Source organism: Rhodobacteraceae bacterium M382 (assembly GCA_025141015.1).
GTDB lineage: Bacteria > Pseudomonadota > Alphaproteobacteria > Rhodobacterales > Rhodobacteraceae > Aliisedimentitalea > Aliisedimentitalea scapharcae.
On sequence record CP081098.1, the window covers coordinates 1,978,415 to 1,990,503 of the forward strand.

The 12,089-nt window shown below is 57.7% G+C and carries 9 protein-coding genes and 1 tRNA gene; 3 read left to right on the top strand and 7 right to left on the bottom strand.

Annotation, left to right across the window (positions count from 1 at the left end):
- Positions 1-61 precede the first annotated feature (61 nt).
- On the bottom strand, positions 62-1,468 hold the full coding sequence (glnA, locus tag K3727_09130; protein ID UWQ92920.1) for a type I glutamate--ammonia ligase: 1,407 nt from the start codon (positions 1,466-1,468) through the stop codon (positions 62-64).
- Positions 1,469-1,535: 67 nt separating this feature from the next.
- A complete protein-coding gene (locus K3727_09135; protein ID UWQ92921.1) occupies positions 1,536-1,874 on the bottom strand; it encodes a P-II family nitrogen regulator in 339 nt (112 codons plus the stop codon).
- Positions 1,875-2,054: 180 nt separating this feature from the next.
- On the opposite strand from K3727_09135, the gene K3727_09140 reads away from it, so the two are divergent.
- Positions 2,055-3,650, top strand: a complete 1,596-nt coding sequence (locus K3727_09140) for an NAD(P)H-hydrate dehydratase (GenBank protein UWQ92922.1) — start codon at positions 2,055-2,057, stop codon at positions 3,648-3,650.
- A 33-nt stretch (positions 3,651-3,683) separates the two neighbouring features.
- Here the strand turns inward: K3727_09140 and K3727_09145 are convergent, their stop codons facing one another.
- Positions 3,684-4,181, bottom strand: coding sequence for a Hint domain-containing protein (locus tag K3727_09145; protein ID UWQ93326.1), 498 nt, complete (start codon positions 4,179-4,181; stop codon positions 3,684-3,686).
- 195 nt (positions 4,182-4,376) lie between these two features.
- Between K3727_09145 and K3727_09150 the strand changes: the two genes are divergently transcribed.
- Positions 4,377-4,461, top strand: a tRNA-Leu gene (locus tag K3727_09150).
- 737 nt (positions 4,462-5,198) lie between these two features.
- On the opposite strand, the gene K3727_09155 is transcribed toward K3727_09150, so the two are convergent.
- Positions 5,199-7,508 (bottom strand): hypothetical protein, encoded by a 2,310-nt coding sequence (locus K3727_09155; protein UWQ92923.1) that lies wholly within the window; start codon positions 7,506-7,508, stop codon positions 5,199-5,201.
- A 681-nt stretch (positions 7,509-8,189) separates the two neighbouring features.
- Between K3727_09155 and K3727_09160 the strand changes: the two genes are divergently transcribed.
- Positions 8,190-8,921: a hypothetical protein gene (locus tag K3727_09160; GenBank protein UWQ92924.1), complete on the top strand. Its 732-nt coding sequence runs from the start codon at positions 8,190-8,192 to the stop codon at positions 8,919-8,921.
- Here K3727_09160 and K3727_09165 read toward each other — a convergent pair.
- From K3727_09165 to K3727_09175, 3 genes are all read right to left on the bottom strand, one after another.
- Positions 8,852-9,646: a helix-turn-helix domain-containing protein gene (locus K3727_09165; GenBank protein ID UWQ92925.1), complete on the bottom strand. Its 795-nt coding sequence runs from the start codon at positions 9,644-9,646 to the stop codon at positions 8,852-8,854. The genes K3727_09160 and K3727_09165 overlap by 70 nt on opposite strands.
- A 283-nt stretch (positions 9,647-9,929) precedes the next feature.
- Complete coding sequence (locus K3727_09170; protein ID UWQ92926.1) at positions 9,930-11,255, bottom strand: aspartate aminotransferase family protein; 1,326 nt, start codon at positions 11,253-11,255, stop codon at positions 9,930-9,932.
- A gap of 8 nt (positions 11,256-11,263) precedes the next feature.
- The gene (locus K3727_09175; GenBank protein ID UWQ92927.1) at positions 11,264-12,022 is read right to left on the bottom strand and encodes a 3-keto-5-aminohexanoate cleavage protein; all 759 of its coding nucleotides are present in this window, start codon (positions 12,020-12,022) and stop codon (positions 11,264-11,266) included.
- Positions 12,023-12,089 lie beyond the last annotated feature (67 nt).

A 12,089-nucleotide genomic window follows, 5' to 3' on the forward strand; every position in this document is an offset into this window, starting at 1 on the left:
AAAAAGGGCGTCCCAAATCGGCACGCCCTTTTTCAGTTTTATCAGTCAGCAGCTCAGCAGATCAGCAGCTGTAATACATTCCGAATTCCACCGGGTGGGGTGTGTGTTCGAACAGCTGGATCTCTTCCATCTTCAGCGCGATATAGCCGTCGATCTGGTCCTTGGTGAACACGTCACCCTGCAGCAGGAAGTCGTGGTCGGCGGCCAGCGAGTCGATGGCTTCACGCAAGCTGCCGCAGACGGTCGGGATGCCTTCCAGCTCTTCGGCCGGCAGATCGTACAGGTTCTTGTCCATGGCTTCGCCGGGGTCGATCTTGTTCTTGATGCCGTCCAGGCCGGCCATCAACAGCGCTGCAAAGCACAGATAGGGGTTGGCAGCCGGATCGGGGAAACGAGCTTCGACGCGCTTGGCCTTGGGCGATTCAGTCCATGGAATACGGACACAACCGGACCGGTTACGGGCCGAATAAGCGCGCAGAACGGGGGCTTCGAAACCGGGGATCAGACGCTTGTAGCTGTTGGTCGCCGGGTTGGTGAACGCGTTCAGAGTTTTGGCATGCTTGAGGATACCACCGATGAAATACAGTGCCTCATCCGACAGATCGGCGTATTTGTCGCCAGCGAACAGTGGCTTGCCGTCTTTCCAGATCGACATGTTCACGTGCATGCCGGTGCCGTTGTCGCCATAGATCGGCTTGGGCATGAAGGTGGCGGATTTGCCATAGGCGTGGGCCACATTGTGGATCACGTATTTGTATTTCTGCAGCTCGTCGGCCTGTTTGGTCAGGCTGTCAAAGATCAGGCCCAGCTCGTGCTGGCAGGACGCAACCTCGTGGTGGTGCTTGTCGACCTTCATGCCCAGACGCTTCATGGTCGAGAGCATTTCGCTGCGCAGGTCCTGGGCTTCGTCGGTGGGGTTCACCGGGAAGTAACCACCCTTGAGGCCAGGGCGGTGGCCCATGTTGCCCATTTCATATTCGGTGTCGGTGTTCCATGACGCATCCGAGGCATCGACTTCGTAAGAGACCTTGTTGATGGTGTTGGAGAACCGAACGTCGTCAAACAGGAAGAATTCCGCTTCGGGGCCCATATAGGCCACATCACCGATACCGCTGGACTTCAGATAGGCTTCGGCCTTCTGAGCGGTGCCGCGCGGGTCACGCTCATAGGCTTCGCCGGTGTCGGGTTCCACGATCGAGCAGTGAATGCAGATGGTTTTTTCCGCATAGAACGGATCCACATAGGCCGACGTGGTGTCAGGCATCAGTTTCATGTCCGAGTTTTCGATCGACTTCCAACCGGCAATCGAGGAACCGTCGAACATAAAGCCTTCTTCGAGGAAGTCTTCGTCGACCAGGTCCACGTCTACGGTCACGTGCTGCAGCTTGCCGCGCACGTCGGTGAAACGAATATCCACATATGCGGCGTCTTCGTCTTTCATCATCTGGAGAACTGCGTCTACGCTCATTCCCTTGGTCCTTCTGATTGTCGAATTTCAGATTGCGTTACAGGGCCTGCCGGGGCAGGCCGGGCTATTACAGGGCGTCCGAACCGGATTCTCCGGTCCGAATGCGAATGGCTTGTTCGACGGGGCTGACAAAAATCTTGCCGTCCCCGATCTTGTCTGTTTTTGCGGCGTCCACGATGGCCTCGACGGCGGCATCGACCTGATCGTCGTCCAGCACCACTTCGACCTTCACCTTGGGCAGAAAATCCACCACATATTCGGCACCCCGGTACAATTCGGTGTGGCCCTTTTGACGTCCAAAGCCTTTGACTTCGATCACGCTCAGCCCCTGGACGCCCACGTCCTGCAAGGCTTCTTTGACTTCGTCGAGCTTGAACGGCTTGATGATGGCTTCGATCTTTTTCATTGGCGGGCTCCTGGCAACGTGGTGCAAGCTTGTCTTGGGTGCTCAGATCACTTTCAAATCGCCGGGACAATCGGTTAGGCTGAAAACATTAGAGCCGCGTGACCTGAAAATCAAAAAATGCCCACTTTTTGTGCGGGCTGCTCGAAAAATGAGCAAAATTGAATCCACGAAAGGGACCATATGGCAGAGGTTTTGACTGCGGGTCAGATGCGCGCGATTGAACAGGCGGCCATTGCATCCGGGTCCGTTACCGGGCTCGAATTGATGGAGCGGGCAGGGGCCGGAGTGGTCGCTGCCATATTTGAGGCGTGGCCCCAATGGCAGACGCGAGGGACCACCGCCTCGCGCTCTCCGGAGAATTCTGGCCAAGAAGACGCTCTGAAGGCCGTCGTTCTGTGCGGGCCGGGCAACAACGGTGGCGATGGGTTTGTCATCGCGCGGCTGTTGAAGCAATCCGGTTGGGAGGTAACTGTGTCGGTGTTGGGAGATCCGGACAGGTTGCCGCCGGACGCCCGGACAAATTTCGACCGCTGGGTGGAACTGGGGACATACACACCGTTGACCAAGAACAGCCTGGGAACGGTTGAGACCGGGCCGGACCTGGTTGTGGATGCAGTGTTCGGAACAGGGTTGGCCCGCAAGATCGAGGGAGATCTGGCGGCTCTGTTTTCCCATCTTACGGAGTTGCGTGCAGAGACCGGCGTCAAATGCGTTGCCGTCGATATTCCTTCGGGGGTGTGTTCGGACAGTGGCCAGATATTGGGGATAGCTCCGCATGTGGATCTGACCGTGAGCTTCCACGCTGAAAAGCTGGGGCATACTCTGGACCAGGTCCAGGACCATTCGTCCCGTGTCGTGGTCTGTGATATTGGATTGCCCCATGCAACACCTGCCGAGGCACGGACCCGCTATGCCTGGAAAACAGAGCCGCCCGATGCGGATTCATTGCGCAAAACACCCCAAGCGCAGAAATACAGCTATGGTCACGTGCTGGTTCTGTCCGGAGGCTGCGGCCGTACGGGCGCGGCACGGCTTGCCGCGCGATCCGCGCTGAGGGTTGGGGCCGGATTGGTGACATTGGGGGTGCCTTGTGATGCCCTGACCGAGGTCGCCTGTCAGATCACGGCGGTCATGATGACCCAAATCTCTGATGTGGCTGCCTTGAGGTCCGTGTTAGAGGACAGGCGGTTGAACACCCTGTGCCTTGGGCCGGGGCTCGGGTTGGATGAACGCGCGCGCAGCCTGGTCGAAACGGTTCTCGAACACCGACGCCCTGCAGTGTTGGACGCGGATGCGTTGACGATGTTTCGTGATGATCCCAAGGTGCTTTTTGCCCGGCTGCACGCAGGCTGTGTCATCACCCCGCATGGGGGCGAATTTGCCCGGTTGTTCCCTGATCTTGCCGAACGCCTGATGGCGACAGCGGACAAAGGACCAGCCTATTCCAAAGTCGATGCGACCCGATCAGCAGCCCAGCGGGCCGGGTGCACCGTTTTGTTCAAGGGAGCCGATACCGTCATTGCGACCCCAGATGGGCAATGCGCAGTGCATGTGGCCCAGTTCGACCGGTCGGCCCCGTGGCTGGCAACAGCCGGGTCCGGGGACGTTCTGTCCGGGCTTGTTTCAGGGCTGTTGGCACGGGGGATGTCCCCCATGCAGGCGGCAGAAACGGCGGCATGGCTGCACGTGCAATCTGCGCTGGATTTCGGACCTGGATTGATCGCCGAAGACCTTCCCGAGATCTTGCCGCACACACTGCGCAACCTGATAGGGTGATCCCGGGTCTGCGGCCCGCAGTGGTCATATGTGTCAGGCGGCGCTTTGCAACGGGGTCGCCGGCAAGGGGCCACATTCCACTTCCAACCCGCCTGCATAGACAATGTGGGGGCTGTCGAAATGCAATTGAAACAGGCACCGATCCATTTCGCCCAGATCAGTGATGAATTCGCCGTCGATCAGGTCGCCAATTGCGGCCATCGCCTGGGACGCGCCGAAAACGGCCTTGGCGCGCCAGTCGCGGACCAAGATCCGGTGATCGGCGGGCAGGTCCATATCCTCTTCGGGGCGGGTGTCCCCCAGCGAACCCGCGGCAACCCGGACAGTCCGGACACGGCTGGTGGTCGAGGAAATACCCCTCAGAAGGACCAATCCCGCATCGCGCGAAATGATCTTGTCTCCGGCTACCAGATCCTCAACGGCGACTTCGCCCCGTTGGGTCAGAATAATCGTCCCGGTCAGAAAGCCCGTGATCGCGGGCTGCACAGGCGCAGACGGACTCCGCCCGCGGGCAGAGATGGTTTCTTGCATATTCATGGCAATACTCGCTCGGTTGCCTCATTTTTTTCTTAGAATGTGGCAAAAAATCGTTACTGCTGCGACCTTTTTCTGCCCGAGCGGATGAAATTGACAACTTGGGTGGCCAAACAGGCTCAGTTTCCTCTCGCATCCCAGGAGAAGCTTTGTTATTTAGCGCCGCACGCGCAGCACATAGCGCGTCAGGTTGCGGGTGTGGCGGAATTGGTAGACGCACCAGATTTAGGTTCTGGCGCCGCAAGGCGTGGGGGTTCAAGTCCCTTCACCCGCACCATCAAAACCTCTCTTTTTGCACGTTTTATCAATATATTATGGGCTTGGTTGCGTGTGTCGACCATACATTTTTCCCGGGTTTGGTGAAAACCTGGCTGGATCTACGTTTGGTTTTCCCGGGATGGGTGACCCCGTATCGCGTATCCATCTTGGTTCCGGCGCTGGTAAAACCGGGAGTACGAATCGTGAGATTCGCAAACCCAGTCATAAGAGCGCAAACACATCGGTGTGCGACGTGGATTTGGCATCGTTTGGCGTGGTGTGTTGGACCCATCAACGTCTGCACCGCCAGCCGGAACACGGCGTAGGCGTAGCGTTTCGGATATGGATTCCGCGCTACAGCGTGCTTCTATGGGCTCTGCTCGCCAGTGACAGAAGGGGCCTTTGATAGGTGCAGCCACTCGCACGGCATTGACTGTGGTGCTGGCGGAAAAAACATGTGGGGTCGCCGCTGTGGTGCCAATGTCTTAATGGGTTCGGCAAACCACCATGTTTGATTGGGTTTCGTCAAAAATCGATTTTGAAACCAGCCCGTGATCCGGACTTAACGACGTGACGGTGGGAAACTAGAGGCCACTTGGGGCCGCGATGAATGGCGTGTCATCGCTCGCGCCTTGTGCTGCGCTGAACACGCTGTGTCGGGTGTCGCAAGATGGTCCTGGACCCGCGTTGACAATGGGTTCAGGCCACTTGCACGCGTTTGCGCAAGTGGCCTGTTTTGTTAGGTTTTTTCAGATGTTACAGCACTGTGTCCAGCTGGACGTCGTCGACGCCCCAGGCGTAGGCAATGTTGTTCTTCTGGTGGAATTCCAGAACATTGGTGCCAACCAGCTGATCGGCTGCGTCAATCGAGAACTGCGACGCACCCAAACCGTTGTTCGGGGTGGTGTCCAGGTACCCGATGCTACTGCCGTTCAGGATCACTTCGACCTCGTCGGAGAAATCCACATCATAGCCGTTGAGCGACAGGATCAGTTCATCGGTGCTGCCAACAAAGTCAAAGCTTACGATGCCATCTGCATCGGACAAGCCGTTGAAGTTGTTGCCATAGGCCGCGCTGGCGGCACCGTCGATCACCAGGGTTTCTTCGTGGGTCGGTGCAGGCGGTGGTGGGGTCGTGGTGTCCGTCGCCAGCTGGACGTCATCAACACCCCAGGCATAGGCAATGTTGTTTTTCTGGTGGAATTCCACAACGTTTGTGCCAACCAGCTGATCGGCTGCGTCGATCGAGAACTGCGACGCACCCAGACCGTTGTTCGACGTTGTATCGAGGAACCCGATGCTGCTGCCGTTCAGGATCACTTCGACCTCGTTGGAGAAATCCACATCATAGCCGTTGAGCGACAGGATCAGATCATCGGTGCTGCCAACAAAATCAAAGCTGATGGTGCCATCTGTATTGGACAAGCCGTTGAAGTTGTTGCCATAGGCCGCGCTGGCGGCACCGTCGATCACCAGGGTTTCTTCGTGGGTCGGTGCCGGTGGTGGTGGGGGCGGTGGGGTTGTGGTGTCCGTCGCCAGTTGAACGTCGTCGATGCCCCAAGCATAGGCAATATTGTTCTTCTGGTGGAATTCCACAACATTGGTGCCAACCAATTGGTCGCCCGCATCAATCGAGAATTGCGACGCGCCCAGACCGTTGTTCGCGGTGGTGTCCAGGAACCCGATGCTGGTGCCGTTCAGGATCACTTCGACCTCGTTGGCGGCGTCAATATCATAGCCGCTGAGCGACAGGATCAGATCATCGGTGCTGCCAACAAAATCAAAGCTTACGATGCCATCTGCATCGGACAAGCCGTTGAAGTTGTTGCCATAGGCCGCGCTGGCGGCACCGTCGATCACCAGGGTTTCTTCGTGGGTCGGTGCAGGGGGCGGTGGGGTCGTGGTGTCCGTCGCCAGCTGGACGTCATCAACACCCCAGGCATAGGCAATGTTGTTCTTCTGGTGGAATTCCACAACGTTTGTGCCAACCAACTGATCGGCTGCGTCGATCGAGAACTGCGACGCGCCCAGACCGTTGTTCGACGTTGTATCGAGGAACCCGATGCTGGTGCCGTTCAGGATCACTTCGACCTCGTTGGCGGCGTCGATGTCATAGCCGTTGAGCGACAGGATCAGATCATCGGTGCTGCCAACAAAATCAAAGCTGATGGTGCCATCTGTATTGGACAAGCCGTTGAAGTTGTTGCCATAGGCCGCGCTCTCTGCGCCGTCGATCACCAGGGTTTCTTCGTGGGTCGGTGCAGGCGGTGGCGGGGGCGGTGGGGTTGTGGTGTCCGTCGCCAGCTGGACGTCATCGACGCCCCAAGCATAGGCAATATTGTTCTTCTGGTGGAATTCCACAACATTGGTGCCGACCAATTGGTCGCCCGCATCAATCGAGAATTGCGACGCACCCAGACCGTTGTTCGCGGTGGTGTCCAGGAACCCGATGCTGCTGCCGTTCAGGATCACTTCGACCTCGTTGGCGACGTCAATATCATAGCCGTTGAGCGACAGGATCAGATCATCGGTGCTGCCGACGAAATCAAAGCTCACGATGCCATCCGCATCGGACAAGCCATTGAAGTTGTTGCCATAGGCCGCGCTGGCGGCACCGTCGATCACCAGGGTTTCAACATGGGTCGGTGCCGGCGGTGGCGGCGGTGTGGTGTCGGTTGCCAGCTGGACGTCATCAACACCCCAGGCATAGGCAATGTTGTTCTTCTGGTGGAATTCCAGAACGTTGGTGCCAACCAGCTGATCGGCTGCGTCAATCGAGAATTGCGATGCGCCCAGACCGTTGTTCGACGTTGTATCGAGGAACCCGATGCTGGTGCCGTTCAGGATCACTTCGACCTCGTCGGAGAAATCAATATCATAGCCGTTGAGCGTCAGGATCAGATCATCTGTGCTGCCGACAAAATCAAAGCTCACGATGCCATCTGCATCGGACAAGCCGTTGAAATTGTTGCCATAGGCCGCGCTGGCGGCGCCGTCGATCACCAAAGTTTCGTCGATGGACACGGCGAAGCCGTCAAGTCCGCTATAGGTTATTGTTCCTGTCATAAGAAAACCTCGTTGTCAGAATTTTGTTAGTCGTGAGTTTGTGAGCTATCGTCGCCAAGTCACGGATCGTCTCTCTGCTCTGTGACATGGCCAAAGGGGGCTCATTGAATGAGCCGCACGGCAGGACGACCGGACAACGCCAGTCACGCCAGCGGTGCGTCTTTCCGTTAGCGGCGTAACGTTCTAGTCACATGCCAACTCAACTACCCAGGTACATCTTTGGGCATTGGGGGCGCGCGCGGAAATTCTTTTTTGTGTCTGCATTTATACTAACTGCCTGTAATTAAAGGAAACTTGCAGCGCAAGTGCTCGAATTTTTTTGATCCAGATAGGCATGGGCGCTAATTGGCGTCAAGATGGGAGTGGTGCGGTTTTTGCTTTTCGGTTGCGGATGAGTCCTCGTTGCATCAGTTCGGCGGGAGCAAGAGATCCCGTTTATTTCTTTTCGGCGCGGGCCATTCGCCTGTCCTGTACAGGCCCGGATCACCACCACGCCCGCGGTGTTCGGCGGGCAGGCGCGTTGAGAAAGACCACCATTCGCCACCGGTTGTGCACCAGCAGGTCAGCTGTCTCAAAACAACCCTAAGGGACGATTCTGTCGATTTTTGGGCGAAGTTGCTAAGCAGGTCGCGAGGGCCACAAAATTTGGTCCGCTAGGCAGAAAAACAAAGGATCACTGACATGGAAAGACCGAGCGACCTTGATGTGGCTAAGTTGTTTTCGTTGTGTTTGGAAAAAATGCGCGTGTTGGAGCTGGAAGTTGTACAGGTGACGGATTTTCAGGTTGCCGAAGAGCGCGCCCGATCCATGGGCAAGGCATCGTTTACCCCCATGTTATCGTCGAGTTTCAATGATTTCTCGAAGGATGACGCGTTTTGGTTGTTTCTTCAAAAAGGCAGCAAGGATGTGGGGTGCGTTGCCTGCCGCCGGGACAATCTCTATTCAGAATCCCTGTCCGAATTCTGGTCAAGAACCCAAAAGAGATACTATGGGTTGTGTGACGCCGGTGTGTCACATTCCCATGCTCCCATGGCGGTGAATGAAATCCGGGGGAGTGTCGCCTATCTGGGAGAGTTTTTCATTGCCGAAACAGCCAGAGGGTCGCGCAAACAGCTCGCGCTGTTCACGCATGCGTTGCACGCCTATGCACACCTGAAATGGAGACCGGATTGGTTGTATGCCTTTGTTCGGCTGGGTGACAATCGAAAAGGCTATGGTGTGGAATACGGGTTCAACCGGCATGTCCCGGCGGCACAAATTTGGCCATCGCCCCCGGACGGCAGGCAAAACAGCGAATATCTCACTGCTATTTCGCGTGAAGAAATTCTTCACATGGCAGATTGCTATTGGAGAAACCCGGATCTGTTTCTCAGCTTTGACTCACTCACCAGCGTCGAGAAATTCAGAACGTAGGGGGTGCCTTCGCTGTCTTTTACCGGAAGCATGAGGCGCATGAAGCTGATCTCCATCGGGGCATTCATTCCCGGCATGTCGACAATTCGGGTTTGTGGGCTCAACAGCCCGATCCCGCTGTGAGAGACGGTTTGAATGCACTTTTTGAGACCGGCAAGATCGGCTTCATCCAAAGTGCGCAGAAATTGCGCCATCATATCGGTGTCGTGGGACTTCAGGGCTCGGGCTGTCAGGCTTTTGTATCCGACTTTGTGAATGGTCGGGATGGAATTGTCTGTATCCGGGCCACTGACGAGATCGAAATGTGGTTCCAACTGGTCGCAGGCTTCCAGCCTGCCACCGTTTTCCTGCCACCAGGACGACACCATATCAATCGTGGGCGGTTCTCCCATATCAACCAATTGTCTATGTGCCGACTGGAGAATGGCATTCACCAGATGCGACGCCTTGGATTCGACATTGTCGGCAGGGCGGATAGAAAACTCGGTAGCTTGCAGATCGTCGCTCTTGCGAAAAAGCTCACCCACATCGGTGCCCAGCGCTTCGGCTATGCGGGCTGCAAAATCAATGCTTGGCAGGCTGTTCCCGTTCAGAACAGTGGTCACCTTGTTGATGTTCTTGTACCCGGCAGCCCGCGACAGTTGTGCGCGGTTCAGGTCCCGGCTTTTCATCAGACGTGTGATGTTGGTTTTCAAAACATCCAATGTGCCCAGATTTGTCGTCATCCTATCCCCGCAAATATTGGGTAAAAATTTTGATACCTTGATATCAAAAAACATATACAGGTCAAGCGAGGTAGGGTCATCAACGTCGCGTCACGGTTGTGGGGTTGGCCTGCGATCGGCCGCACTGGGCGTGTCGCACGCGCGGGTCGATGGTGAGCGTGGACAGCCGGCACCAGTATGCGTGACATTGCACGGCGATCAAGACCGCCGCGCGCCGCAGGCCGGGACGCGGGATGGGTGCGATCAAATTGGCCCGGTGGCCTGTGGCGCTGCAAAGGCCGGATTAACGGGGAAGAACCTGATTGATTGCCCGTTGCAGGCTGTCCAGCGCTGCGTCCAGTTCATCCTCGGTGGCAACAAATGGGGGGGCCAGCATGACGTGATCACCGACACGTCCATCGCGGGTGCCGGGCATCGGGTAACAGATCAGCCCTTCGGCAAAGGCGGCTTTCTTGAGCTTGCCTGCGATGCCGAGTTTGGGGTCAAAGGGGGTTTTGCTGTCGCGGTCCTGAACGAATTCGATACCGCGGAACATGCCCCGGCCGCGGATATCGCCCACATGCGGGTTCTGCCCGAACATGGCGTGCAGGCGGCTCTCCAAATGCTGTCCCAGCTGATGGGCACGGCTGGGCAGATCGCGGTCCAAAAGCTCCTGCAGGACAGCCAGTCCGGCGGCGGCGGCGACCGGGTGGCCGACATAGGTGTGCCCGTGCTGAAAGAATCCGCTGCCACGTTCGACCGCCCCATAGATGTGATCGCTGCACAGCATGGCTCCGATTGGCTGATATCCCGCGCCCAGCCCTTTGGCGATGCACAGGATGTCAGGGGCGACACCATCGGCATCACAGGCAAACAGATGGCCCGTGCGTCCCATGCCGCACATGACTTCGTCCAGGATCAGCAGCACGCCATAGGTGTCACAGATTTCGCGGATACGTTTGAAATATCCCTCGACGGCGGGGACCGCGCCCAACGTCGCGCCCACAACCGGTTCTGCCATGAAGGCCATGACGGTCTCCGGACCCAGACGCAGGATTTCCTCCTCCAGCTCCTGCGCAACGCGTTGGCCGTAATCGAACTGGCTCTCATCCGCGCGGCGTTCGGCATATTCATAGCAGGGGGCAATATGGCTGACATCGACCAGAAGCGGCGCAAACTGTTGTCGGCGCCAGGCGTTTCCGCCCGCGGCCAGCGCGCCCAGCGTGTTGCCGTGATAGCTTTGGCGTCGGGCGATCAGATGACGCCGTTCAGGTTGGCCATTTTCAATGTGGAACTGACGGGCCAGCTTGATGGCGGCTTCGACCGCTTCGGAACCGCCCGATACGAAATAGACCCGGTCCAGATCGCCTGGTGCATGTTTGATCAGCAGATCGGCCAGCTGTTCGGCTGGTTCAGAGGTAAAAAACCCGGTGTGGGCAAACGCCACAGCGTCCAGCTGATCCTTGATCGCCTGGGTGACACGGTCGTTGGAATGCCCCAGGCAGGACACTGCTGCGCCGCCGGAGCCATCAAAATAACGTTTACCGCTGGCATCGATCAGAAAACACCCGTCACCGGCAACTGCGACGGGGGGCTGGGTGTGGCAATGGCGGGGGAAAACATGGCTCATGGGGGTCCTCATGCGGCGAGATGTGAGAGTTGCACGGTCAAATCCGCGACCGAGGCGGCATTGTCGGGGTAAAGCGTTCCGTCAGCCGCGCATAAACTGTTTTCGAACCCGACCCGGATATCGCCACCCAGCCGGGCGGCCTGGATCAGGCAATTATGTTCGTTGGCCCCAAAGGCGCAAAGCATCCAGTTGGTTCCGGGATGGAGTGTGTCCAGCAATGGGGCAATCTCCTGTGGATTTGATGTCTGACCCGCGACGTAACGGCCCAGAACCAGAATGACGTCGCTCTGGCTGGGTCGAACGATGCCACGGGCGGTCCACGCCTGCAACAATGCTGCATCCGCCGTGTCATACAGGATATGCTGGACCCGTGTGCCAATGTCGGCGCAGGTCCCATAGACCGGATCGGCCAGCGCGGGTGCACGGGCGATTTCCCGGATCGAAATGCTGGCCCATTTGGGCGCGACCCGGTTCAATGTGTTCAGCTGTGCGGGGACATCAAATATCCCGGCGCTTTCGGTGGTGATCTGGACTGCCATGTCCGGCACCGAATTGGCCAGTTCATCCAACGCCTCGCGGTAGCGGCCCGGGTCCAGCGAATGGGCTCCCGCATCGTCGCGGACATGCAGATGCAACGCGTCGGCTCCGGCCCGGTGGCAGGACCGGGCCGTCGCGATGGTTTCGGACAGGGTCATGGGCAGGGCCGGGTGGTCGGCATGGGTGCGCCGGGCCCCATTGGGGGCCACCATGATCAGGGGGCGGGTCATGATTGGGGCCACATGCGCAGGCCCGGCGAGTCAAACAGCGGGCGATTTGTGACGATGGCGGCACACC